20 protein-coding genes, 1 tRNA gene and 1 pseudogene are annotated in these 26,182 nt (G+C 39.3%); 13 read left to right on the top strand and 9 right to left on the bottom strand.

The window, feature by feature from the left end:
* Nucleotides 1-5 precede the first annotated feature (5 nt).
* The 6 genes from AB7E63_RS02940 (at nucleotide 6) to AB7E63_RS02915 (ending at nucleotide 8,689) form a co-directional block, all read left to right on the top strand.
* A complete protein-coding gene (locus AB7E63_RS02940) occupies nucleotides 6-371 on the top strand; it encodes a hypothetical protein (RefSeq protein ID WP_039376363.1) in 366 nt (121 codons plus the stop codon).
* Nucleotides 372-545: 174 nt separating this feature from the next.
* Entirely contained in the window at nucleotides 546-3,665 is a 3,120-nt protein-coding gene (locus tag AB7E63_RS02935; protein ID WP_428418689.1) for an NAD-glutamate dehydrogenase domain-containing protein, read from the top strand.
* A 79-nt stretch (nucleotides 3,666-3,744) separates the two neighbouring features.
* A complete protein-coding gene (gene hrcA / locus AB7E63_RS02930; RefSeq protein ID WP_013924468.1) occupies nucleotides 3,745-4,890 on the top strand; it encodes a heat-inducible transcriptional repressor HrcA in 1,146 nt (381 codons plus the stop codon).
* Nucleotides 4,891-4,978: 88 nt separating this feature from the next.
* Nucleotides 4,979-5,578, top strand: a complete 600-nt coding sequence (grpE, locus tag AB7E63_RS02925; protein ID WP_408633521.1) for a nucleotide exchange factor GrpE — start codon at nucleotides 4,979-4,981, stop codon at nucleotides 5,576-5,578.
* Between the two features lie 27 nt (nucleotides 5,579-5,605).
* Complete coding sequence (gene dnaK, locus AB7E63_RS02920; RefSeq protein WP_006341396.1) at nucleotides 5,606-7,585, top strand: molecular chaperone DnaK; 1,980 nt, start codon at nucleotides 5,606-5,608, stop codon at nucleotides 7,583-7,585.
* Nucleotides 7,586-8,056: 471 nt separating this feature from the next.
* Nucleotides 8,057-8,689, top strand: a complete 633-nt coding sequence (locus AB7E63_RS02915) for a carbonic anhydrase (RefSeq protein WP_006341395.1) — start codon at nucleotides 8,057-8,059, stop codon at nucleotides 8,687-8,689.
* Between the two features lie 51 nt (nucleotides 8,690-8,740).
* On the opposite strand, the gene AB7E63_RS02910 is transcribed toward AB7E63_RS02915, so the two are convergent.
* Together AB7E63_RS02910 and gap are read right to left on the bottom strand one after the other, a co-directional pair.
* Nucleotides 8,741-9,895 carry a hypothetical protein gene (locus tag AB7E63_RS02910; RefSeq protein ID WP_006341394.1) on the bottom strand — a complete coding sequence of 385 codons (1,155 nt, stop codon included), beginning with the start codon at nucleotides 9,893-9,895 and terminating at the stop codon, nucleotides 8,741-8,743.
* Between the two features lie 134 nt (nucleotides 9,896-10,029).
* Complete coding sequence (gene gap / locus AB7E63_RS02905; RefSeq protein ID WP_013924470.1) at nucleotides 10,030-11,055, bottom strand: type I glyceraldehyde-3-phosphate dehydrogenase; 1,026 nt, start codon at nucleotides 11,053-11,055, stop codon at nucleotides 10,030-10,032.
* A gap of 322 nt (nucleotides 11,056-11,377) precedes the next feature.
* On the opposite strand from gap, the gene AB7E63_RS02900 reads away from it, so the two are divergent.
* The 4 genes from AB7E63_RS02900 (at nucleotide 11,378) to AB7E63_RS02885 (ending at nucleotide 16,643) form a co-directional block, all read left to right on the top strand.
* Entirely contained in the window at nucleotides 11,378-14,347 is a 2,970-nt protein-coding gene (locus AB7E63_RS02900) for an insulinase family protein (protein ID WP_013924471.1), read from the top strand.
* 112 nt (nucleotides 14,348-14,459) lie between these two features.
* Nucleotides 14,460-14,542, top strand: a tRNA-Leu gene (locus AB7E63_RS02895).
* A 107-nt stretch (nucleotides 14,543-14,649) separates the two neighbouring features.
* Nucleotides 14,650-15,495: a tyrosine-type recombinase/integrase gene (locus AB7E63_RS02890; RefSeq protein WP_428418686.1), complete on the top strand. Its 846-nt coding sequence runs from the start codon at nucleotides 14,650-14,652 to the stop codon at nucleotides 15,493-15,495.
* A 284-nt stretch (nucleotides 15,496-15,779) separates the two neighbouring features.
* Nucleotides 15,780-16,643 carry a bifunctional GNAT family N-acetyltransferase/NUDIX hydrolase gene (locus AB7E63_RS02885; protein ID WP_006341388.1) on the top strand — a complete coding sequence of 288 codons (864 nt, stop codon included), beginning with the start codon at nucleotides 15,780-15,782 and terminating at the stop codon, nucleotides 16,641-16,643.
* On the opposite strand, the gene AB7E63_RS02880 is transcribed toward AB7E63_RS02885, so the two are convergent.
* Entirely contained in the window at nucleotides 16,631-18,103 is a 1,473-nt protein-coding gene (locus AB7E63_RS02880) for a hypothetical protein (RefSeq protein ID WP_428418683.1), read from the bottom strand. The two genes, AB7E63_RS02885 and AB7E63_RS02880, sit on opposite strands and share 13 nt — an antisense overlap.
* Nucleotides 18,104-18,184: 81 nt before the next feature.
* A complete protein-coding gene (locus AB7E63_RS02875; RefSeq protein ID WP_006341386.1) occupies nucleotides 18,185-19,030 on the bottom strand; it encodes a LysR family transcriptional regulator in 846 nt (281 codons plus the stop codon).
* 113 nt (nucleotides 19,031-19,143) lie between these two features.
* Between AB7E63_RS02875 and AB7E63_RS02870 the strand changes: the two genes are divergently transcribed.
* Nucleotides 19,144-19,947 carry a DUF2608 domain-containing protein gene (locus tag AB7E63_RS02870; RefSeq protein ID WP_013924475.1) on the top strand — a complete coding sequence of 268 codons (804 nt, stop codon included), beginning with the start codon at nucleotides 19,144-19,146 and terminating at the stop codon, nucleotides 19,945-19,947.
* Between the two features lies 1 nt (nucleotide 19,948).
* Nucleotides 19,949-21,562: a DUF2608 domain-containing protein gene (locus AB7E63_RS02865; RefSeq protein ID WP_428418681.1), complete on the top strand. Its 1,614-nt coding sequence runs from the start codon at nucleotides 19,949-19,951 to the stop codon at nucleotides 21,560-21,562.
* Between the two features lie 7 nt (nucleotides 21,563-21,569).
* Here AB7E63_RS02865 and AB7E63_RS02860 read toward each other — a convergent pair whose 3' ends face one another.
* The 4 genes from AB7E63_RS02860 to AB7E63_RS02845 all read right to left on the bottom strand — a co-directional run bounded on the left by AB7E63_RS02860 (nucleotide 21,570) and on the right by AB7E63_RS02845 (nucleotide 25,434).
* Entirely contained in the window at nucleotides 21,570-22,292 is a 723-nt protein-coding gene (locus AB7E63_RS02860; protein ID WP_006341383.1) for an amino acid ABC transporter ATP-binding protein, read from the bottom strand.
* The gene (locus tag AB7E63_RS02855; protein ID WP_059359945.1) at nucleotides 22,289-22,945 is read right to left on the bottom strand and encodes an amino acid ABC transporter permease; all 657 of its coding nucleotides are present in this window, start codon (nucleotides 22,943-22,945) and stop codon (nucleotides 22,289-22,291) included. The genes AB7E63_RS02860 and AB7E63_RS02855 overlap by 4 nt, the downstream gene beginning before the upstream one ends.
* Complete coding sequence (locus tag AB7E63_RS02850; RefSeq protein WP_428418678.1) at nucleotides 22,945-23,676, bottom strand: transporter substrate-binding domain-containing protein; 732 nt, start codon at nucleotides 23,674-23,676, stop codon at nucleotides 22,945-22,947. The genes AB7E63_RS02855 and AB7E63_RS02850 overlap by 1 nt, the downstream gene beginning before the upstream one ends.
* Nucleotides 23,677-24,483: 807 nt before the next feature.
* Nucleotides 24,484-25,434, bottom strand: coding sequence for a hypothetical protein (locus AB7E63_RS02845; protein ID WP_428418676.1), 951 nt, complete (start codon nucleotides 25,432-25,434; stop codon nucleotides 24,484-24,486).
* A 190-nt stretch (nucleotides 25,435-25,624) separates the two neighbouring features.
* Between AB7E63_RS02845 and AB7E63_RS02840 the strand changes: the two genes are divergently transcribed.
* Nucleotides 25,625-25,849: a hypothetical protein gene (locus AB7E63_RS02840; protein ID WP_428418674.1), complete on the top strand. Its 225-nt coding sequence runs from the start codon at nucleotides 25,625-25,627 to the stop codon at nucleotides 25,847-25,849.
* Nucleotides 25,850-25,898: 49 nt separating this feature from the next.
* On the opposite strand, the pseudogene AB7E63_RS02835 reads toward AB7E63_RS02840, so the two are convergent.
* A pseudogene (locus tag AB7E63_RS02835) lies at nucleotides 25,899-26,182 on the bottom strand (hypothetical protein); the annotation flags it as partial.

The raw sequence follows: 26,182 nt of genomic DNA, 5'->3' as shown, positions 1-26,182 counted from the left end.
GTACTATGTTTGAGCAGTACACAACATTAGATTGTATAGGAGATGTGGTAAGTATTCTTCCTGTTTCTCAGCAGCTCGTTGGAGGAGTTGGAGTTCCTTTAAACTGTGCAAAATTGTTTTGGCATACTTCGATTTTAATTCGTAAGCACAGTCTACTGTGGATGCAGTCGATTGGTGTTGATGCAGAAAGAATGGCAAAAATTCAGTTGAAGAAAAAAATGTTGAATAAGCAAGCTGTTTCAGCGTTAAATTCTGATTTAGAAAGAATCATCGTGAATATTTTTCGCATTATTCCAATCGTTGGGACATTGACTTCAGCCATGCGCTTAGGTTTTAATACTTTTGTTTTCTTAGTAGATGCAAGAGATTAAGATTCTTGTGAGGATCTAAAAAAAACTTTGATCCTTCCTTCCTTCATAAATTCCTTCGTCTCTATCTCTGCCATTTAATTTTTAAATATGTGAGATTGATCAAATTACCATGAATAACTATGATCCAAATTAGGATTAATCGTTAAAAAGACTCTCTTTGCTCCAGGAGCTCGCATGGAAAATACAAAGCCTCTTACATTATCTCATGAGCAACTTGCCATCGCTGTGCAAAATGAAAGCCAGAAATTTCAGGGGTATTATCAGTGGCTTGAACGCGCCATGTCCCCTGCTTTTTTTGAAGATATCAGCGAAGAAAATATTATGCTGATCACCCACAGTTTAATGGGGTTCCACGTCCAGGAGTTTTTTTCTACCATCCACTTAAAGCACGCCGCTATTGTGATGTGCTTAGACAGTGCAGATGCTGATTTACGTATTTTGAAAGATTATGCTCTGTACGGAATCAAAAATTATCAAACGTACGTTTCCAAAATTGCATTGCCATTTCCAGGTGTAACCGCTAATTTACGCATCGCCTCGCTTTATTTTACTGAAGCCATTGAGCCAGCGGCTCCAGCTTATCCCCCTAAAGAAAAAGAGGAATTACGCGCGCTTGTGAAAGAGCGTAATCCGCAAGTTTCGGATGAAGAATTTGAGCGCCTTTTATCAGGGATCAATAATCGTTTTCTACGCGCTCTTCCTGTTGATCGTTTGATTCTGGCACTAGACATGTTTTTCAGAGCCAAAACACGCGACAATTGCCAATATGAAGTTCGCTACAATGAAGATTGGCAAGAAAAAGGGTCGGCTTCGATGCAAATCGTTTTGGCATGGCGTAATACTCCAAAATACAATTTCTTATATCGTTTAGCGCGTACCATTCAGCGGCATGGACTTGTCATGAAAAGGGTCAATGCATGCTATATCGATCCCTACAGTAAAAATAGCATTTTGCTCATGGTGCTAAGCCTGCATGGAAGTAACGGAGAGGCTGCTTGGGATGTGGCCGATATCCCTAACTTTTTACGTGAATTTGTGACAGTGAAATACTTCGCGAGTTTTGATGCAATCGACCAGCAATTAATTAGTAGAGGCGTCATCACGGGGGCGATGGGGAATTTTCTTAGAGCCGCCGTCAGCTTTATTCACCAGGGATTGATGAATATCGATGCACACTTGTATACACCTGAAAAAATAGAAGAGGATTTGTGTCGACATCCCGAACTCACGGCACAGATTTGTGAGGCATTTAAATCGAAATTCGATCCAGATACTTGCAATGTAGAAGCGTATTTGAAAATTCGGAAGAAGTTCTTGGAAGATGTCGCGAATTTGGATACGGGACATGAAGAGAATGACTTGCGTCGTAAAAATGTTTTAAGGCAGGGAATGAATTTGGTGCATTATTGCTATAAAACTAATTTCTATCGCGTCAACTATACCGCTTTAAGTTTTCGATTGGATCCCCATTATCTGGATGATATTCCTTTTGATAGACAAAAGAAATTTCCAGAGCTTCCTTTCGCCATTATTTTCATCAAAGGGATGCATTTTTTTGGTTATCATATTCGCTTTAAAGATTTATCGCGCGGTGGATTAAGAACGGTTTTCCCTTCTCAGACAGAACACATGGTAAGTGAAAGAAATAAGGTCTTCGCAGAATGCTACAACTTAGCCTATACTCAACATAAAAAGAATAAAGATATTCCAGAAGGGGGAGCGAAAGGGGTTCTATTTATCAAGCCATTCGATCGTTTAGATTCGGAAACGTTGATCTTGAAAAAAGAATTAGAGGCTTCCTTAACGGATCCGTTGGGGATTGAAGAGAACCTCGAAATGTTTAGAAAAGAGCAATCAGAGGAATTTCTTTATCAGGCTCAGAGATCCTATATTGAAAGTCTGCTAACGATTGTCAATTGTAATCCCGATGGCACATTGCGAGCCAAGTATATTGTTGATTATTGGAAAAGGCCTGAATATATTTATTTAGGGCCGGACGAAAATATGCACGATTCCATGATTCAATGGATTGCCGCTTTTAGCAAGAAATATGGGTATAAACCGGGCGGTGCATTTATCTCAGGTAAGCCTATCGTAGGGATTAACCACAAAGAGTATGGTGTGACATCTTTAGGTGTGAACGTCTACATGGAAGCTTTGCTTCGCTTTGTTGGGATTGATCCCACGAAGGATAAATTTACAGTGAAAATGTCTGGTGGGCCTGATGGCGATGTGGCGGGTAATCAGATTTGCAATTTACATCGTTATTTTCCAAATACAGCTAAGTTGTTAGCCTTAACCGATATTTCTGGGACCATTCATGATCCCTATGGATTGGATCTGTCCATTTTAGTCGAGCTTTTTAAAGAACGAAAGTCCATTCGTTACTACCCACCAGAAAAATTGAATGATGGGGGCTTTTTAGTCGATAAGGAGTCAAAACGAAGTCAAACAGCTTTTACTCAGCAGGTGCTTTGTTGGAAAAAGCAAGATGGTAAGTTGGTGGAAGACTGGATTTCTGGAAGTGATATGAATCATTTGTTAAGACATAACGTGCATCAGACCAAAACAGACGTTTTTATTCCGTCAGGAGGAAGGCCGCGTACGTTAAATCAATCGAATATCGATGATTTCTTGGATGATACAGGGATTCCGACTTCTCGTTTGATTATTGAAGGAGCGAATCTGTATTTAACACCTCAAGCTCGTCGTTTTTTAGAAGAGAATGGGGTTCTGATAGTCAAAGATAGTTCCGCCAATAAAACAGGTGTGATTTGCTCTTCTTTTGAAATTTTATGTGGTTTGGCTCTCAGTGATGAGGAGTTTATCGCCAACAAAGATCAACTTGTCATGGAGATTTTAGACCGTTTAAAAAAATGTGCATCTAACGAGGCGCAGCTGCTTTTGCGTACATTGGCGGAGCAAGGGGGGTATTTAACGGATATATCTGAGCTAATCTCTAAACGGATCAATCAGTTTACCTATCAATTGTTGGATTTTCTCGATGAAATGGAACTTTCGAAAGATCCACATGATCCCTTAATTCGTCGGTTTTTACGTTATTGCTTGCCAACTCTGCGAGAAAAATTTCAGGAAGACTTGTTGCGTGAAATTCCAGAACACCACAAAAAAGCGATCGTTGCCTGTTCCATTGCATCGGATTTAGTGTATTCGCGCGGCGTATCTTGGTTACCTACGATTGTTGATAACCTTCCTCTTTTGCTCGAGCAAAAGGAGGAACATCTCTATCCTCCGAGAGGAAAAGCCTTGCAAAACAAGGAAATCAGCACTTAAGTGCCTAGACTGCTAAATCTGACTTGACCTGTTTTTGCTTTCTTTGTATACTTGGGTATAGAAAACAAGGAGAGCTTTTGTGAAAGTGCCAGTCGCTTCTAAGAAAAGTCATAAGTCTAGTCGAGAAAAGCAAGTTTTGCTGGGATTGGTCGAGTTTTACCTCAATACAGGGAAACCCGTCGGTTCGCATACTTTGCAAGGAGCTGGATTTGATAATATTAGCTCCGCGACTATTCGCAATTACTTTGCAAATCTCGAGCAAGAGGGATATCTTTCTCAGCAGCATGCTTCTAGTGGAAGAATTCCAACGAATAAAGCTTTTAGACTTTATACCGAGGAATATATCGATGCAGCAGTTATTGCGCCCGAAGATGAAAAAGTTTTACAGGCTTTACGGCAAGTTGAGACGCGCGAGATAGCCTCTTATTTGCAGTACGCCGCAGAAACGTTATCTCAATTAAGCAATCAAGCCGTTTTTTTATCGGCTCCTCGTTTTGATCAAGATTACTTAGTGGAATTAAAGCTCGTTTCAATCGATCATTCCCGCTGTTTATGCGTCCTCGTGACAGGATTTGGAATCATTCAAACAGAAATCCTTTACGTGAACAAGAAATTAAATGCTTTTACTGTTAAAAGGCTTGAGCTTTACTTTCATTGGCGTTTGACAGGACTTGATAAGCCCACTTCCTTGACAAAAGAAGAAGAGCTCTTAGGGCAAAAAATGTATAATGAGTTGATGGTTCGCTATATCGTCGGCTACTCCAATTTTACAGATGAAGAAGTCTACCGTACAGGATTTTCTAAACTAGCGACCTATGCAGACTACCAGACACCCACATCCCTTGCAGTAAATTTGGCGTTATTCGAAGATGCTCAAAGCATGCGATTGCTCTTGCGCGATTGCATGAAGCATAATCGCTTAAAAGTTTGGATAGGAGAGGATTTACTTCCGTTTTCTACCGAGACTCCCACATGCAGTGTGCTTGCGATTCCCTATCGCATTAATCAACATAATGTAGGTGCTATCGGGATTTTAGGTCCCGTGCAAATGCCCTATCGAAGATTATTTGGAATTTTAAAAGTTTTTTCAGAATATATTAGCGAAACGCTGACCAGACATGTTTTTAAATTTAAACTCAGTTTTCGTCAGCCTCACCGAGCCACGTCAGAAAAAGAACTTCCGCTTTTTAACCACTCTAGCTTTTTGTTAGAAGATAAGCGGTAAGACTGGCGAGGGTGCAGTAATAGCTTAAGAAAAGAGGTTTACCATGGCAAAAGCCGACAATAAAAATCATGAAAAGGATGAACGCGAAATGGATAATGGGAATGCGGAATGTGCGTGCTCGCATGAGTGTCATGCAGACCAAGGCGAAGCAAATGCTTCTCCGCAAAAAGAAGAGGCAGAGCCAAAGGTTATTTCAATTGATGAAAAAGAAATTGAAGCTCTTCGCCGAGATGCCGCAGACAATAAAGATAAATATTTGCGCATACTTGCGGAATCGGACAATCAAAGAAAAAGACTGCAAAAAGAACGGCAAGAACTCATTCAGTATGCTATTCAGAATGTAATCGCAGATTTTTTAAATCCGATTGATCACATGGAGAATGCTTTAAAATTTAAAGATCAGATGTCCCCCGAAGTCAAAGGGTGGGCTCTTGGATTTGAAATGATTTTGAATCAATTTAAAGATGTGTTAGCCAACAATGGAGTCATCCCGATGACTTCCGTCGGCACGCCATTTGACCCACATTTCCATGAAGCGATTGAAATGGTAGAAACAAACGAGTTCGCTCCAGGAACTGTCGTAGAAGAAAATTTGAAAGGTTACAAAATGGGAGATAAAGTCATTCGACCTGCCCGTGTTAAAGTCGCAAAAGCAGTCAATGGCCAAACTTCCGAACAAACCGAATAAAAAGAGCAAGAGATAAAAGGAGATCATATGAATAAAAAGAAAGGAAAAATTATTGGGATTGACCTTGGAACAACCAACTCCTGCGTTGCTGTGATGGAAGGCGGAGTTCCAAAGGTGATTGCTTCGGCGGAAGGAAGCCGCACAACACCCTCAGTCGTTGCTTTTAAAGGAAACGAAAGATTGGTGGGCATCCCTGCAAAACGTCAAGCAGTGACAAATCCAGAAAACACCATTTTCTCATCCAAACGTTTTATTGGACATAAATACAGCGAAGTCGTCAACGAAATCAAAACAGTGCCCTACAAAGTGACCGAAAATGCAAAAGGGGATGCTGTTTTTGAAGTTCAAGGCAAAATTGTAACGCCAGAAGAAATTGCGGCTCAAATTTTGATCAAAATGAAAGAGACCGCAGAGGCTTATCTCGGTGAAAAAGTAACAGAAGCTGTGATTACAGTGCCTGCCTACTTTAATGATTCTCAGCGGCAGTCCACAAAAGATGCGGGACGTATTGCAGGCTTAGATGTTAAGCGTATTATCCCAGAACCAACAGCAGCCGCGCTCGCTTATGGTTTAGATAAAGAGAAAACCGAGAAAAAAATTGCGGTATTCGACCTTGGCGGTGGTACCTTCGATATTTCGATTCTTGAGATTGGGGAAGGTGTTTTTGAAGTTTTAGCGACAAACGGAGACACGCACCTTGGTGGTGATGACTTTGACCATGCGATTTTGAATTGGATGCTTGAAACATTCAAACAAGAAACAGGTATTGATCTACACAATGACAAAATGGCGTTGCAACGCTTGCGTGATGCAGCAGAGAAAGCGAAGATTGAATTATCTGGAACACAGTCCACAGAGATCAATCAGCCATTTATCACGATGGATGCCACAGGCCCTAAACACTTGTCACTGAATTTGACCCGTGCAAAGTTGGAAAGTCTAACAGCAGAACTTATTGACCGTACACGTGAGCCTTGCATCAAAGCGTTAAAGGATTCCGGTCTTTCAAAGGACGATATCGGAGAAGTTATCCTCGTTGGCGGGATGACTCGTATGCCTGCCGTGCAAGAAGTGGTCAAATCCATTTTCGGTAAAGAAGGACACAAAGGGGTAAATCCAGATGAGGTTGTGGCTGTCGGTGCTGCGATTCAGGGTGGAGTTCTAGCGGGTGATGTGAAGGATGTTCTTCTATTGGACGTGACACCTTTGACGCTTGGAATTGAAACGATGGGTGGCGTTATGACACCACTAGTTGAAAGAAACACCACAATTCCAACACAAAAGAAACAAGTCTTCTCAACAGCCGCAGACAATCAGCCTGCAGTGACCATTCGAGTTCTCCAAGGGGAGCGTAAAATGGCGAACGACAACAAAGAAATCGGCAGATTTGATTTGGCTGACATCCCTCCTGCTCCACGTGGAGTTCCTCAAATCGAAGTCGCATTCGACATCGATGCGGATGGAATCTTGCATGTATCAGCGAAGGATAATTCTTCAGGGAAAGAACAAAAAATCCGTATTGAAGCGCAGTCAGGATTGCGTGAAGAAGATATTCAGAACATGTTAAAAGATGCGGAATTACATTCGGAAGAAGATAAAAAGCGTAAAGAGGAAGTGGAAATCCGCAATGAAGCAGATTCTCAAGCTTTCCGTGCTTCTAAGGCTCTTGATGAATACAAAGACAAGCTTCCAGCAGAGATTGTAAGCGAAGTCCAAGGTAAAATTGATGCTGTAAAGAAAGCTCTTGAAGGCACTGATTCAGCTCGTATCAAATCAGCTAAAGAAGATCTTGAAAAGAGTATGCAACACATCGGGGAAGCGATGGCAAAAGCTGGTGCAGCTGGAGGTGCTCATGCATCCGCAGCAGCTCATGAAGGCCAAGCTCATCAGCAATCTTCTTCTTTTGAAGGTGGACAGTCACATGGCGGCCATCACCACGAGCATTCAAAAGATGATGATCAAATAGAGGAAGCCGAAGTTGAAATTATCGATGATAAAGATAAATAACTCGCGCAAGACACAGTGATTGTCTTATCGAAGACCTTCCTATCGTTAGCTAAGCTTACGAAGGAAGGTCTTTTTGCTGCATACTTTTCCAACCCATTCCACTAAAATTTGAGATTCTTGCTTATCAAATATTTTGGTACAGCGAGTGCTTAGATCCAAACATTTTTGGCTATTAGATGTTCGGTCTCGGTTTCCTTTATTTGATAGGGAATAAAGAGCCTTGGAATGATATTTTTCCATGGAAGAAGTGCAATTCCTTAAATAAGAGTAGATCCCCAGAAAAGAATCGTTCAATTGTATTTTGCTTGCCTCTGCTGCTAGAGAAAGCTTAAAAGAATCTAAGTAAAGAATTTCACATAGTAGAGAGCAAAAAGATGAGCTTTTAATATTTCGATGCAGGAACAGGTTGAAAATTTTGTTTACAACGCATAGTTTGAAAATAAGATTTTAACATATGTAAAAGGAGCTCCTATGAATCTGAATGCGATTTATTCTTTCTTGGCCTTTATGCTGATGCTCTCAGCAATTGGTTGTGCGTTAACGCCTGATGAAGCTATTCAACGTTTGATGGAAGGCAATCAGCGCTATGTAAAGGACCAACTTTTACATCCCGACAGAAATTTAATTAGACGAGAAGCTATTGGTTCTAGACAAGAACCCTTTGCAGTCATTTTAGGGTGTGCAGATTCTCGCGTTTCACCTGAAATCATTTTTGACCAAGGAATTGGGGATCTTTTTATTGTGAGAGTGGCAGGAAATGTTGCGGGCCCTGTTGAAGTCGATAGTATCGATTTTTCTGCGGAGTATCTACATTCCTCAGTCATTCTAGTTTTGGGACATGAAAGTTGCGGAGCTGTAAATGCTGTTTTAAATAAGCAAACCCAAGATATCGAAGCTGTTGCTGCACTGATCGAGCCGGCTATTCAATCTGTTCGGGGTAAAGAAGGAGATTTACTTGCTAATGCAGTGAAAGCAAATGTTAGAGCGATTGTTGCACAATTAAAAGAAACATCTGTAGTTAAAAGGCTTATGAAAGAGAATAAAATCAAGGTCATTGGGGGATATTACGAGCTAGTGAGTGGGAAAGTGGTTTTACTAGATTAATTAACTGAGAAAGCCCCTTCTCGTCAGGGTGAGAGGGGGCTGATTTTAAAGTTAAGCTTGGCTATCGTTAGACGCTGAAGAATTAAAATGATGATTGTTTTCAGAATGTTCTTCTGCATGCTCATCTTCTTGTTCTTCTTCTACAGCTTCTGGGAGAGATTCAGGCTCACAACTTTCAGTGGTTTCTTCATGATTAACCTCTTCAGGTTCATGAGAAGCTTCTTCAGGGATTTTTTCTTCTTCCGGAGTTTCTTCTTCTGGCGTTTCTATTTCGATTTCTTCTTCGTAAAGCCCCAATTCTTCGACCATACCTTCTTCCAGAGGAGGGAAAGCGATTTCCAGTTGCTCCAAATCCCGAAAGGGATCTTTATCAAATTCGTTCTCCTCTTCTCGAAAGGCTTGTGAATCTGAATCTTGAGAGGTCAAAGGTAGCTCTAGAGGAATTTTTTCCTCTCCTTCAGAACTTTCACCTTCTTGCTCTTCTTTAAGATCTTTCTTAGGTGTAAAGAAAACATTTTTAAACAATTCATTTTCTTTATAAAGGGCAATTGTCTCTGAGATAAGTGTTGGAGGGGGAGCCAACAAGGATGAAAAGAGAGATGTTGTAGGAGATCCTGCAGGTTGTACAGGAAGGCCTTCTATTTCTTCACCTAAATCTAAAGGCGCAATGAGATCAATTTTCTTTTCTTCTTTTTTGATCTCGCCTTCGGCACCTTCTTCTTTTTCATCGAAAGTTTGTTCTTCTTTTCCTTCTTCCCTTCCTCGCTTACGTCTATAATGACGTCTACGATCCCGTTTTTTATCTAAACGTGTTTCGCCTTTAGCGGCGACAGAAGGTTCTTCTGTTTTTGATTCGGCGCTTTCATCAGAAGTTGATTCGATCATTTTTTCAGCAGCAGGCTCTTTATAAGACTTAGGAGCTTGTTCCTTGCCTCCGCCAATTTTAATTGAACGATCCAATCCGACACTTTTCAAGACCATGCGAGTCTCTCTAACTTCAAGAATTTCGTAATCAGTGACAGGGACTAAAAAAGCCTTAGGTCGCTCAAGAGACCGAAAGAAAAATGAGTTTCCAAAAGATACGACTTCTACTGCATCAACAAAATATTCTTCCTGCCCAACACTTTTACTGCTGCGGACGACTATTTTGCACCCTTCTCGAGGGGTAATAACAGTTTCTATAATAGGTTCTCGTGTAAAATCCACGTATGCATTCCATCCATTTTAAGGTTTGTATGATTCAGAATAACGAGAGAATGATCAATGAGTAAACGAACACTCAGCATTCTGAATATTATTTTTTTAATGTTCTAGAGCTTTATATTTGCACCAACATTCATTTATCGTTGTGCAGCTAAATGCTCTCGAGATGCCATGTAAACTACAAGATCGACAATTCGGGATGCATATCCCATCTCATTGTCATACCATGCAATAATTTTATAAAAAGAGTCGTTCAAGGCAATACCAGCATCTTTATCAAAAATAGCTGAATAAGAGCTGCTGATGAAATCGCTTGAAACAACTTGTTCGTCGCAGTAAGCAAGAATTCCTTTCATTTCATTTTCAGAGGCCAATTTCATGGCTTTGCAAATGTCTTCATAAGAAGTAGGTTTACTTAAGCGAACGGTTAAATCTACTACAGAAACATCGGCTGTGGGGACTCTTAAAGCCATCCCCGTTAATTTCCCTTTAATTTCAGGGAGACATAAAGCAACAGCTTTAGCGGCTCCTGTAGAGGCTGGGATGATATTCTGACTTGCTCCGCGTCCTCCGCGCCAATCTTTTTTAGAAGGTCCGTCCACGGTTGGTTGACTAGAAGTCACTGAGTGGACAGTGGTCATTAAACCTTCTTCAATACCGAAATTATCTAATAAAACCTTTGTAATCGGGGCCAAACAGTTAGTTGTACAAGAGGCGTTTGAGATAATTCGATGAAGTTCTGGGTTATAGTTTTGATGGTTTACGCCCATCACAAAAGTGGGAATATCTCCTTTTGCGGGTGCTGAAATGATGACTCGAGAAGCCCCAGCTGTCAAATGTTTTTGCGCAAGCTCTGGAGTCGTGAAGAGACCAGTACATTCAAGCACATAATCAATTTTTAAATCTTTCCATGGCAGTTTTTCAGGGTCTTTTTCTGAAAGTACAATTGTTTTTTTCCCGTTAGCAACGATATGATTTCCTTCCGCATAAATATCTCCATCAAATCTGCCATGCGTAGAGTCAAATTTTAAAAGATAAGCAAGATTATCAGCGGGAACAACATCATTTATTGCGACAATGTTGATGTCGTTAAGTTTCGAGGCAATTCTGAATGCTAGTCTTCCAATTCGTCCAAATCCATTAATCGCAATATTTACAGACATGACTTTCCTCCGGTTTCAAAAATTAATACTTTCGATTTGTCCTAGCTTGGATGAGAGAAAAACACTGAGTCAAATAGAAAGTTTTGCGTTAACTCGAACTGATGATAACTCAAGCTTTAAAGAGCCATTACCTATGTAAAATAATAAAGCACCAAGGTGCATAATGTAAAGGGAAAGATCACCCCACTTTCCCTCACTCTTGCAGATTTTTATACGGTTAGTTGGTAAAAAAAGAAACAATCTTCTAGCATTGCTATTTTCTTTATATTCAAGGCTATTTATTAGCTTTTATTAGGCAAACCTATCATCAATAAAGGTTTTTATGTCATCTCCTATTTCGTTTGATACCGTTGGACAAAAATATTTGGATTTCGTCGTAACAAAGGTCATTCCCATCAAAGAAATTAATTGCGATTTGGTGGAGTTAGTTCACACACCAACAGGCGCAGAAGTTTTGCATTTAGCGAACGATGACCCTGAAAATATGTTTTGCTTATCTTTTCGAACAATTCCCAAGACTTCTAATGGGGTTGCGCACATTTTAGAGCATCTCGTGCTTTGTGGATCCAAGAAATTTCCGCTAAAAGACCCCTTTTTTAGCATGACACACCGCAGTTTAAATACATTTATGAATGCTTTTACGGGCGCTGATTTCACCTGTTATCCCGCTGCAAGTCAATTGCCTAAAGATTTTTATAATTTATTAGATGTTTATTTGGACGCCGTTTTTAAACCCAACTTGGCCTATCTTAGCTTTTTACAAGAAGGGCATCGACTGGACTTTACAGATCCATCAAATCTCGATTCCCCGTTAGAATTTAAAGGTGTGGTATTCAACGAAATGAAGGGGGCTCTATCTTCGGCAACAGCCCGTTTATCCGAGGCCATGTCGAGTGTGCTTTTTCCCACTCTGACCTATGGAATTAATTCAGGCGGAGATCCAAAAGAGATCCCTCAATTGACACATGAAGATCTTCGTCATTTTCATGAAGAGTTCTATCACCCTAGTCGTTGCTTATTCTTTTTTTATGGAAACATGCCTTTAGCTGGTCATTTAGATTTTATTACAAAAAATGCGTTGGTAAATAGTCGTAAAAAAGATCCTCTGTCCCTTTTGCCAAGGGAGAAACGATTTACGGCACCAAAAAAAGTGGAGATGAGCTATCCCATCGGTCAAGATGAGTCTGAAGAGAAAAAAACAATATTTGGTCTAGGGTGGCTAACAACACATATTCTAGAGCAGAAAGAATTGTTGGCCTTAACCATCTTAGATATTATTTTGATGGATACAGATGCCGCCTTGCTTAAATTGCCACTTTTAAAATCAGGTTTATGTACACAAGTGACATCCTCCTTGGATGGAGAAATTAGCGAAGTTCCTTATATTTTGGTATTCAAGGGATGTGAAAAAGGAAACGTTGAGCAACTCGAAGAAATCGTTTTAAAAGTTTTGAAAGAAATTAAAGAGGCTGGAATCCCTTGGAATTTGATTGAAAGTGCGATCCATCAGCTTGAATTTCATCGAACAGAGATAACCGGAAATCATGCCCCTTATGGCCTATCTCTTTATTTTAGAAGTGCTTTGATGAAGCAGCACGGAGCATCAGCAGAAGATGGATTATTGATTCACTCATTATTTAATACGCTTCGCGAAGAATTGGAAAAAAATCCAAATCTATTACTAGATGTCATGGAAAAACATTTGATTGGCAATCAGCATCGGGCAACAGTGATCATGACGCCAGATAAAGGTTTGGCGGCGGCTGAATTAGAAAATGAAAAGGCTGTTTTAAAGCAGATTCAAGAAAAATTAACTCCTGAAGAAAAACAAACAATTGCCAAACAAGCCAAAGATCTAGCAGCTTATCAAGAGAAAGAAGAAGATGTGGATATTCTCCCATCCGTTTCTTTATCGGATGTGCCAAAAAAATCGCAGGTATTTCCTTTGACAAAAGAGAAAGTCGGTATATTGGACGTTTTTTCACATCCCTGCTTTACCAACCAAATTGTTTATGCAGAACTCGTTTTCCCTCTGCCAAAAATTGCCCAAGAAGATCTCTATCTTCTTCGTTTACTCACTCTTTTGATGCCTCAAATGGGATGTGGAGGGCGGTCTTATGTGGAAAACCTTGAGTATATTCAAGCCCATACAGGTGGAATTGACACGATTCTCAATTTTACCCATAAAGTTGATCATGCAGAAGCTTTTACACCAAGTTTTCTGATTCGAGGAAAGTCGCTTTCACGTAAAACAGATAAACTATTTCCTCTCTTAAAAGAGATGGTGACTTCTATTGATTTAACAGACAAAGAGCGAATTAAAGAATTGTTAGCCAAGCATTACACTGGCTTGGAAATGAGCATCAATCAGAATGCTTTAAAGTATGCCATTAATCTTTCTGCAAGCGGTTTGGATATTGGTTCAAGCATTGCTAACTCACTCTACGGCTTGGAATATTTCTGGAAAATCAAAGAATTGGCTTCTAATTTTGATACAAAGGTCGATTGGCTTATTGAAAAACTGCAAACCTTGCAAAATCAAATCACAGGTTTGAAAGGGGCTCATCTTATTTTAGCATCTGATCAAGAAAAGTATGCAGATTTAAAAGCAAAGGGATTTTATGGGTTAGATCAACTTCCTGAGAAGTCTTTTACGTCTTGGGATCACTCATCTTATCAGTTAATTAAAGCTGGTTCACAAGGGCGCACGATTTCATCGCCGGTTGCTTTCACGAGTATGATGTTTAAGACATTGAATTACACGCATCCTGATATGCCCGCTTTAGCAGTTGTGGCACCGCTTTTTGACAATTTGATTTTGCATCCCAAATTGCGTGAGCAAGGGGGGGCGTACGGAGGAGGAGCTTCCTGTAATTCCTTAACAGGCAAATTTTATTTCTTTGCTTACCGCGATCCTAATATTGCAAGCTCTCTCAATGCCTTTGATGAAGCCGTACAAAGTATCTTGAGTGGAGATTTTGAAGATTCCGATTTGGAAGAAGCGAAGTTTGAAATTGTGCAGGGCATGGATTCTCCCGTTGCTCCTGGAAGTCGAGCCAGTGTTTCTTATGATTGGATGATTCAAGGAAAAACTCCCGAGATTAGACAATCTTTTAGAGATCGCTTACTGGCTTTGACCAAAGAAGATGTGCAGAATGCTGTGCAAACGCATATTCTTCCTAAAATGTCTACAGCTACTACAGTCGTATTTGCTTCAAAAGAGCTGTTTGAGCAAGAAAACCAAGTTCTCGCTAAAAATGGAAGAACTGTTTTACCGGTTGAATCTGTGTAATGAATGGGGGCAATCACAGGTCAAATCCTGTCATTGCCCTAAATTTTTTGGGAAAAGCGAATTTTATTTGACGATTAATAGGCAAAAAAAGTACCTTATTGTTTCTTCATCTGCTCGGATGGTGAAATGGTAGACACTAGGGACTTAAAATCCCTTGGGAGCAATCCCGTGCTGGTTCGAGTCCAGTTCCGAGCAATCTTATAACTCAATGAGTTATGCAAATGCTGCATAACCTCCTAACGATTAGTGCAAAACGCTGTGGCTCTACAGGGCCACTGCGAAAATCAATAGGAGGATTTAGCATGGCATATATTGAAGAAAGAATATTACCAGCCGAAGCTGGTAAAAAACCGAAAAAAGTCTATCGGGCCCGCATCCGTATCAAAGGAAAGCCTGAAGTTTCCGACACCTTCAATTCGAAATCTAAGGCGATTGCCTGGGCTAAGAAAATGGAGGACAACATTCGGGAAGGTCGCCTACTTCCAAGAAAGGAAGATTTAGAGCGGACTTTTGGTAATCTGATCGAACGCTACATCGAAAATGAACTTCCTAAAAAGCCTAAAAGCCTTGCCAAGCAAAAGATGCAGCTTTTGTGGTGGAAGTCTCATTTAGGTTCTTATTTTCTCAATCACATCACTCCAGCTTTGATTATCGAAGTGCGAGACAAGCTGTTTCATGGACTTTCCCGTAGAGGTAAGCCTAGAAGCACGTCTACAGCTAATCGTTATTTAGCTGCCTTAACCCATGTCTATACGATCGCCGTGAAGGAATGGGGATGGTGCAGTGAAAACATCGCTCTTAAGATTAGGCGCTCAAAAGAAGGTAAGGCACGCGATAGATTTCTTGAGAAAGAGGAAATTTCTCGTTTGCTTTCCGCTTGCAAGAAAAGTAAAAGCCCTTATCTTTACCCAATAGTTCTCATTGCATTAACAACCTGTGCAAGAAAAGGTGAAATTTTATCGTTGAAATGGAGAGATATCCAATTTGATAGGAGAAAGATGACATTTAGAGATACTAAAAATGGAGAAACGAGATCTGTTGCTTTGAGCGATGTCGTCATCGATTGCTTGCGAAAAGAACAATCTAAGCGAATTGTGACGAGCGAGTATGTTTTTCCCTTTATCATGCGAAGCAATGTTTTTTGGTGATTTCATGACAAACATTCTTTTAGACCCCTGTCGTTGTAACATGCTTGATATAGATGGGAAAATCTATGACTGTGTGTTCAGGCGTTTTCACTAAATTGTATAAGTATGGGAGAGTGAAATTAGAAGCATTTCTAGATGTTGAAGTCATTCACGGCGAAGAAAAGTGAAGGTCGTATACCAAGCAGCGGAGAAGCATTTAGAGAGATTGGCAAGTTTCTTTGCAAAATATCCAGCTCAGTTACTTGGGCAGTCAAATCCAACTGCAAATAGAGTAAGGAAACCAAATGAAGTATCATATCGAAGAGAATCTTTTAACAGAAGAAATGAAGAAGAGGATTTTTCAAGGATTCGCTCGGCAAGCAACCAATGCAATAAGCATCGATGGTCCTAGTGAAGACCTGATCTCTTTTGAAATTTATGATGGTTCCGATTTTGTCGGGACTGTTGTCGTACAGCTTTTTTGGGAACAACTCCACATCAAATTTCTTTTTATAGAAGAAAGATATCGCGGGCAAGGAATAGGTCGGTATTTGATGAATCATGCTCTGGAACATGGGAAAAAGCGAGGATGTCATTTTGCTTTTGTGGAAACGATGAATTTTCAAGCTGTGGAATTTTATCAAAGGTTAGGCTTTGTCACTGAATCTTCACGGGGTGGATATGCAAAAGATACTATCCTCCATTACCTCAAAAAGAGTTTGGCTGGTGCTTCAGTTATCAAAAAAATCACTAGGACGGGTGTTTATGGATTAGCCATAGCAGAGGACAAAGTTCTTTTGATCGAACAAAAGCATGGCCCATTTGCGGGGCGGCTAGATTTTCCTGGTGGGAGGATTGAATTTGGCGAATCCGTTGAGCAAGCGCTGCGTCGGGAATTTGCAGAAGAAGTGGCCATGTCGTTTATGTCATGTATTCTTTTTGATAATTTGACAACGACTACCGACGTTCCAAAAACTTCAGCACATGAATCCTATTGCTTTTATCAAATTGGAATGATTTATCGAATTGAAGGTCTTTTGCCTCTAAACAACGTGGAGCAAGAATTACAGCATATTTGGATTGATCCTAAAATGTTATCTAAAGAGAAATGTTCTTCACTGCTTTGGCAATTTTTGCAGTCTCATACATGGCATATCTACATCAAATAGCATTTTGCAGAGTTCTTCTCTAGCTTATGGATGACCTCTTGGGAATAATGCCTAAGCCTTGCAATTTTGAGCGCTTGTTTGGATAGTTCCCCTTTTTTGAATCTTTCAAATAGGTATAGGACCAATTTATCTGAATATCCATATAGTAAAACATGTTCAAAATGAAGAGGTAGAACACTAATATTTTGCTTTAATAAGAACCACAACATTTCTTCATCTACTTGTCCTAATACACGACCGATATCAAATGAAAGAGCGGGACATTTATGGATAACCTTCCGAATGAATGTGTTTGGGAAAGGAGTTAAATGAGGAAGGTAGGGCTTTGGCTTATCTTTAAAATGCTCCCAATAAAGATCAAAGAATCTGGGTGGCAAAAGGTCATCCTCGGTTCCTTCTTTAAATTTAGCCAGCTGTTCTTCAAAAAAATCAAGCATGCTATGTGTTTCAGGAAAGATGTAATTCCATATCTCATCCTCCAATTCAGGAATCTTGTCGACCAAAATTTCTATCGTTTTCAAGGAAAAGGTTAGTTTAAATGCTTTGGGGAGATGTCTAAATTCTATTTCTGATGCATACATAATAAATAAACGAATGAGCTTTTCGGGATAACCATGACAAAATAACCACGGGAGACATTCTTTTGTATCAACATCCTGATGGATGCAGGCTTGTTGAAGCATCAATTGCATCGTTTTTGGTGAATAACTCTTCGAAAGAGCATTTTCCAAATGTATGGTGGTGACGGGATAGATCAAGGCCATTCTTTGAACAGCTATCTCTGGGTTTTCACCTTGATGATTTATAATATAATCAAGAGGGTTATTTAACGTGTTTTTCTCTTCGTGAATCACAACTTGTTTTACTAGATCGCATAGCTCTTCATCAGGGACAGAGCGACACATCGCTTCAGCGAGATCATTCGCATATAGGTTTAAGATTATTTTAGAAGGTCCAGGTTTTTCAGGTATTTGTTCAATTTGATCTTTAAGTTTGGCGATTTCCCTTTGGTAGGCCATCTCTTTCTTTTTTAACTTTTTAATTTTTCGTTTCAATTGATGCTCATTGAGGTCTTCATAAGAGGTTTGTTTTTGCTTACCTTTTGAAATACTTTTTGAAACTTTATGGAAATATTCAACAATATCAAGATGTCCTTGCATTTCCGCCATTTTTACAGGGGTGACGTTATTTAGCCTCATACGGGAGGCGTCTACTTTGCCGGCGAAGTAACGGTAAGCATTTAAATCGCAAAATCCTTCTTTAATGACTTTTTGACAGGTTTTTAAATCACCCAAATTAGCTGCATTAAAAATTTTTACAAATTGTATTAGAAATTCTCGATCTTGTTTTGTCCGTCCCAGGATATCTATAGGTTTACTTGAGTTTTTTTCTTCAATTGGAAGAGATCTAACAATATAAGAGTCCCCGCTATCAAAAGGGATAATGGTTGCATAAGTCATATTTCGTTTTTTCTCATTGTCGAATTGCTAAATTTCAATCTTCGTCAAATCGGTTTTTTTTGAAAGAATTAAGATGAGTGATTAGATTTGACCTATTAGATCAATAAACATCTGTGCATTTCTAGAGAGCTTCCTATTTTTCGGGGAGATTGCTAAAATTCGATAGGGGATTTTAGGAATTGAGTATTCATAAGGGATCAGTGCTCGTTTGCCTGCAATATAGTCAGGAAGAAAGCCAATTCCCATACCCTGTTCAACCAAGCTTGCAATCACTTCCCAGCTGGATACTTCCATATAAGCATGTATTTCAACTCCGTTATTCTGGAAATGCTGCTTTAATAATGAAACCTCTTTTCGTTCTTCACTGAGGATAAATTTGTTCTTAGCATTTGCTGTGAATTTTTTTGCTGTGTATAAATGATATTCACCCCTGTAAATTTCGCGAGAATGAAATAGCGAAAAATCCTCGTTGTCCAAAACGATTCCAAAATCGACATCTCCTTTTTTAACAAGTTCCACAATGGTACCTGTATGTCCAAATCTTAGAATGGGTTCAATTTTTTCCCATGTTTGAGAAAGTTTACTTAAATAGGCGGGGAGTAACGATAGGGCAAAACTGTGGGTGCAAGCAAAAGAGAGTTTTCCTTTGAACACACTATCTGTCTCATTAAACGCATCTTCGATTTCCGAAAATACCGTGAAAATTTGCTTACACTTGTCTAGGAGTAATAAGCCATCTGCTGTTAGTTGAAAGCGATTTTTTTCGTGCGTGATCAGTTGCTTCCCTAAAGTTTTTTCCAATTTGCTTATGGCTTGGCTGATAGCCGATTGACTGACAAAGTTTTCTTTAGATGCTCTGGAGATACTTTTGGATTGTCCAGCACTAAAAAAGTAGCGAAGAAAGGTAATGTTTGGAATGAACTTCATTTGACCTCATGTATAAGTATTGCTTATACAGGGTATCACATTAATTAATTTTCGCTAAATCTAATCCCTCTATACACTCTTCATTTAATGCACTCAAACAATAGGGATGAGAGATGAGAAAATTTTGGTTAATCCTTCTGATCGTACGCAGTTTTTTATGTCATGCGCAAATTACAACTGTCTACAATATGGAAGAAGTTTTTCAGCATTTTAGCGATGCCGATTCGAAAACATGGGCGATATTTGACGTGGATATGGTTTTGATCCAGCCAAGCAATCCGGCTTTTCAAATGGCAAATATGAAACGTTTTGGGGCGATTTCCAAGACTATTATGAAAAATATACCAGTTGACAAGCAAATGATGTTCTTGAGTTTGATGACAACTAGTTGTCCTTCAGTCTTGATAGATGAACGAACGCCACAATATCTATCGAATATCATAGGAAAGAATATCCCTACAATGGCACTTACGGCCCATTTAACAGGACAATTTGGTGGAATAGAGAATATGGGGAAATGGCGGATAGAAGGATTAAAACAGCTGGGAATTGATTTTTCCAAGGCTTCTCCCTATCCACACACACTGGTTTTTGACAATTTGACAGCCTATCGAGGAAACTATTCGATTTATCAAGACGGAATTCTTTTCGTCAATGGCAATGCAGTTTCTAAAGGTGAGGTTTTCGTGACGTTCCTTGAAAAGGCTGGCAAATATCCTGATAAGGTTATCTTTATTGATGACCGAGAAGATAATCTCAAAAGCCTTGAGAATGCTATCCAACAGCTTGAAAAGCCTATTGAATATCAGGGATTGCATTTTCTTGGAGCTCAAAATTATCCTTCACAAAGGATTTCAGAGGATGAATTTGAATTGCAATGGTTGAAATATGCCTCTGAAGTAAAGGAACTTAAGTAATATGAAAAAGATAACGATTCTATTAATTGCACTCTATCTTTCACAGGCAACAGCTCAAGCTTTGATTGTGGAAGCTCCAAATTTAGCCGCTTTTGAAAAAGTCACACAGAATATTGGCCAAGATAGCCTTGTCTTATTTGATGTTGATGATACCTTAATTGTTTCGAAAGATCACATTTTGCGCCCCGCAGCAAGACATATCTGGTTTCAACTTGCGAAAAAAACATTGGAAAATCCCGCAATAGTACCTCCAGGTAAACATGATGGGGACTATTTTTTCGGTCAAATCTTGTCAGCAATCGAGTACGAAATTGTCGATCCTAAAGTGGTAGACATTATCCATTCTTTACAACAACGTCATATCAAAACCATTGCTTTTACAAGAATGGGTACAGGTCCTTGTGGAGCCATTTCTTCGATGGAGGACTGGCGTATCGCGCACCTTAAAAAATTTTGTCTTGATTTCAGCCAGGCTTTACCCGAATTCCAGAATTTAAAAATTCAGGTTCCGGGAAACCAAGCATCTCTATTTAAACAAGGCATCTTGTGTTCAAACAAACAAGCCAAAGGACCAGTTTTCATTGCATTCTTAAATAGCATCGGCTGGAAGCCATCCAAAGTCATTTTTATTGATAACAGTTTTGATTATCTCAAATCGGTAGAAGATGCTCTGGAAGGTACGGGAATTGAATTTATCGGTTTCCATTATACAGATGTGGAGAATCGTCCATGTATTGTTGACGAGGCCTTAGCTGAATTTCAGCTCATGCATCTCGCTAAAACAGGTGTTTGGCTAAGCGATAGCGAAGCTTTAAAGAAGATGAATGGCCCCCAACAAATTCAACACATCAATGAAATCAATGCATATATAGAAAATATCGATGAAGATGCTTTAGTTGTTTTTGATGTTGATGAAGTCTTGATTTCGACCACAGATATTTTTTTACATCCAGAATGCGATGAAATTTTTTTAGGGCTTATTTACGATGCATTTGAGAAAGCAAAAACAGATAAAGAAAAGGACGAATTAGAAAATCAGCTTAGCTTAACTATGCTTCTTCCAAAACGGGTTTTAGTGGAAGGATCTACTCCAGGCTTTATTGAAAGTCTGCAAGTCAAAGGAATAAAAACCATGGCTTTGACAAGCTGTCCAACAGGACGCTTTGGAGTTATTCCATCTGTTGAGCAATGGCGGATTCGACATCTAAAAACTCTAGGCATTGATTTTTCTGCCGAGGCACCTTGTCAAGAAAGTTTTAGCCTTACCGAAATCTGCAAAAAAAATCGTCCTGCTCCTTTATTTGAAAATGGCATTTTATTTTCGAAAGGGTATTCGAAAGGTGAAGTGTTAATCGCTTTTTTAAAACGGATAAATTGGAAGCCTTCCAACGTTCTATTTATAGATGACTTAGCAGATAATCTTGAGAGTGTGAAGCAATATTTAGATGAGTTTGACATCCCTTTTGTTGGATTTCACTATTTGGGTGCTAGCTTGCCAAAAGACAAAATTGATCCGGATTTAATTAAGTTTCAGTTTGATTACTTATTAAAGCATGGCAAGTGGTTAAGTGATGAAGAAATCCGGCGCAATGATTTGCACCGGATGCATGAGTAGGGATTCTTTAAATATTTTCTAAAAATTGCTTGATTTTCTGCTTCGAGGAGAGTTCCTCTGTGTGTTTGTCCCACTCTTCCACAAGTTCTCCTTTTTCCATAAAGTAGACACAATCCATGATACGTCGAATAAAGGGCATGTCATGGCTTGATAGGGCAATGGTGATTCCACGAGCATTTAAATCGAGCAGTAGGTCTTCGAGATTTTTTTTGCTTTCGGGATCTAAGGCTGATGTGGGCTCATCCAGAAGTAAAACTTCTGGATGTAAAACGAGTGCACGTGCAATGGCGACCCTCTGTTGCTGTCCTCCCGATAATTGTGATGGGTATGCATGTATATGCGCATGCATTCCCAATGAAGTCAGAATTTCGATTGCTTTGCGCTCTGCTTCGGCTGGACACATGCCCATGGCATGTATGGGAGCATATGTGCAATTTTGGAGAACCGTAAGATGAGGAAACAGATGGAATTGTTGTAAAACAAAACCAATAGATGTTGCCCTTTCGATAGAAGAAAGGGTTTTAACATCCTTTCCGTTACATGTAATGAGCCCTTCGTACGCAGAATGCAAATTGGCGATACATTTCAGTAAAGTCGTTTTACCGGCCCCGCTGTGACCCATAAACGTTGTGATTCTTCCCGGTTTTAACTCAAACGAGACGTCATCTAAGATAAGTGTAGAGCCTTTTTTATGCTTGTATTTCCATACGATATTTTTTCCTGAAATCATGCTTGCCCTCTTTTTTGTATGAATTGTGCGAGAATGGAAACGCTGCTTGTCATCACCAGGTAGAGACATGCGGCCGTTAAGTAGATCGTCATGGGATCAAGTTCGCGAGTGACAATGTCTTTGCTGACTTTTGTTAACTCGGCCACTCCGATGACCATGAGAATACTTGTCTCTTTAATCAATGCGGTCAGCTCATTCGTTAAGCTCGGAAGGGTAATACGAAGCATTTGAGGTAAAATAATGCCTTTTAAAGTTTGCCAGGGTTTGAGTCCAATGACATGTGCGGCTTCCCATTGACCTTCAGGAATGGCATTAATTCCGCCACGCACAATTTCTGAAATATAGGCTGTTGAGTTAATGCCTAGAGCGGTAACTCCAGCTACAAAAGGAGATAATGAGAGACCAATCACTTCGGGCAAAGCATAATAGACAATTAGCACTTGGACAAATAGGGGGGTGCCTCTGACTATCCAGACAAAGCCATTAATGAGACATGACGAAGTAGGATTACGCATTTTATGGCAATTCAGGATTCCTAGTATAATTCCACAGCACAGGCCTATAAGTATAGAGACTATGGCTATTTGGATCGTTGAAAAAGCTCCCTGAAGGAGTAATGGCAAGGACTTTATGAGTAACAATTCTTCTGACATTATTGCACTTCCTTGAACCATTTGTTTTCTAACAGCTTGAGTTCGCCTGAGGCTTTTAGTTCTTGGATGATGTGTTGAACTTGCTGAAACAGTCCTTGGTTCTCTTTCTTGACTCCGATGCCAAAGCCTAAAATAGCGTCATCTTTTGAAAGAGGGATGCTCAATATTTTGATTTCAGGATGTTTTTCTTGCAGATATGTTGCAACGTCAGTTTGGACTAGGTTGGCAACAGATTTGCCATATTTGACGTCCATTAAAGGAGCAAGAGAGCCTTGGAAAGATTTGGCATGAATATTTTTGTAATGGTTAATGTAATCTTCAGGAAGACTGCCCGATTCCACTGTAATGGAGGGGTTGGGTAATTTGGCGATATCTTCAATGGAATGAACTCCTTGCGGAATTTCATTCCAGAAAACTAAACTCAGAGATGTGGCAGCCTCTCCATGGTAAGGAATCATCGCAATCTCCTTAAGTCGGCTAGGTGTGATGTTCATCCCACTCACAATCAAATCAATTTTGCCTTGTTTAAGAGAGAGGATTTCACCTTCAAATTCCATATCTTTGATGACAAGTGTTTTGCCTAATTTTGAGGCAATCTGCTCCGCAAGCTCTACGTCAAAGCCGATAATTTTTCCGTTGGCGTCCATGAATTCAAAAGGAGGATAGCCACTTTGCAGGCCGATCACAAGTGTTTGCTGGGCAAAGGAGTCATCTGTTTGAAAAGGTTTCATCTTAGTCCACCCAAGGACAAGCATGATTGTCAAAACAAGGGCGAAAATAATTTTAAAATTGGAAGGCATAATAAGTCCTTAATTGCATAAGAGTTTGGGCAATGAAGTCCAAATACTTATTAAAGTTTAGAAAAAATAAAATAATAAACTTAGAGAACAAACAGATGATAAAAATAGGTTTGTTAGCTAGCTATTGTTTGAAATAAAAAAGTAAAAGGAAAAAAAGAATGGTATTAACGCCGACGGCGAAAAGAAAGAGCAAATGAAGACAAGAAAAGGGAACATAATGAATGAGAAAACGGCTTGGATGTATTCTCTGGCTCTAAAAGAGTGCTTATGTGAATGTTCATGATTTGCAACCTATTGTTCATTGCAATTTGGTAAAGGAATTCATTTTAAACTATTTCTAATTTGAAGGTCAATCTATATTTTGTTTAGTTAAAGCAAAAACAGACTTAAGTATTTCAGCTGTTTTCCTGCTAAAAAATTGCATGTGTGGCCCAAACCGCGTTTCGCTTCTCCTCGATTGGGTGGTTTAATGTCTTCATTCCAAAATTGTTTAAATCAAGCTTTGTTACGAAATATAGGTGCTAGACCATACAATTTTTTTAATAAATTTTTTATCGTTTCGCAAATGTGTAAGAAGATTATACCATTGATGGTCATGCAAAACCACGGCTATTCCATGCTTTAAAAGCTTTTGTTGATTGAATTCTAGTTTTCAAATTTGAAGATCGCATGTCGGATGGCTGGCGAAGTAGCTTTTTGACAAATGCCCAGAATCAGTTCTAGGCATTTGTCAAAATGTTATATAGTAGTGAAACCCCGTTTTGAGAGAGCTTTATTCACTTTTTTCACAAAGTAATTTTCATCTAAAGCTGCTTTGATTGGATTTACCCGAATTCCAATGATACCTTTTGCATTCCATGATACTGGTCGGCCATACACGTCAATGGGGAAGGCGATATTTTGTTCTTGTGGATCAGCAGGAAGATCATTTTTTATTTTTTTTAGATTGTCATCAAAAATGATGGATATGATTGTTCTTCCTTTGAAGTGGCTGTCAGAAACACAATAAATTCGTTTTCCAGATTCTGCTTTTCGATCGTTATTAAACCATTCTTGAACGTGATCTTTACCTAATGTATTAGTCTCTAGCATTGATTCTAATAGTTTTTCACCATTTAATACGGTTGTTTGATCACTCAATTGCATCCCTGCAGAGCTAAATATGGCTGTACGATCTAAAGTGATTCCTTTTTCTTTAAATGCGGCTGCTATGAGAGGGCCATCATTGCCAAAAGTCCGAATAATACAGGTATAAAGGCATCTTTTTTCAATTGTTTGAATCAGCTTAAAAACCGAATCAAAGGGAGTAAATACGGCTCTTTCTGTTGCTGGATGGAGATATTTTTCTGCGAGCTTTCGATAGAGAACAGAAGCTTCATGATAAAGTTTTGCACGCTCTGCACTTGTAGAGGCTTTTTCTTCTAAATATAGAAGAAATTTTCCAATTTCTTCTTCCTGTTTTTCTTTAATGTCTTTTTGGTATTTGTTTCCAGGGAAACGAACTTTTTGAATGTAGTCTTTGTAAGACATTCTTGCAGAACCATTCCAACAAGAAAAAATGGCTTCAGCTACTTCGTAAATGATTTCATTGACATTCTTGGTTGTATCTGCAAATGTGACAGTTCCATTCAAATCTAAATTTAGCAAAATGAAGTTAGGAATGACTACATTTGTTTGTGAAATATGCATGTTGTGGCTCGATGTTAAAATATTATTGAAAGTTTTTTTCGTAGGCGAAGCTTGCTCGTGTATGGCTTTGGCCTCAAACCATAGTTTAGGTGTAAGTATTCAAACTCTTCGACGCTGGGAGGAGACGGGCTATCTAGAATCGCATCCTTAGTTATTTGAAAAAGGGATTTTAATTGATTATGCAGAAAGTATGTATATCGCTAGCTTGCAGAAATACATGTTACAAGCAAACCAACAGCTGTTAAAAATACAGGCTGAGTTAGCTGCATGGAAAGTTGTGGTGCATTTTACAGAAATGAGTATTGGAATTGGTTTTTTCCCTGATTACATTGTGGCGAATAATCGTTATACAAGTTTGAAGGTCTTTCCTATTGATCTCTCCATTTTTGAATATGAAATTTGTGCGATACAATAAAGGGCATGCTTTATCACGACCATCATGTGCTTTTCTTGATCAATTTTTTCTATGAAATGAGAGCCTCGTTTGAGGGCTTGAGCTTTTTGGCTATTTTGAAAATGTGCTTAGCTAAAACGGAGTGCAATTTTCCCCTTCTGGCAGGTATTCCTTTATTGATTTCTGTTCCAATTTGTTCTCCGCGAGCATTGGAATTTTGTTCTGTGTTATTTTGGCTAGCCGAATATAGATTAATCGCGACTGCATAGGTTTGCACTTTCTCCGCATCTAGTGAGCCTGGAAAACGCCCATGTAGAGCCTGAAAGACTAGGCTTTCCTGCATTCTATCAACTA

The organism is Parachlamydia sp., assembly GCF_050255895.1.
GTDB classification, from domain to species: Bacteria; Chlamydiota; Chlamydiia; order Chlamydiales; family Parachlamydiaceae; genus Parachlamydia; species Parachlamydia acanthamoebae.
The sequence above is the reverse complement of the archived record's forward strand: the minus strand, read 5'-3'. Positions and strand labels throughout refer to the sequence as shown.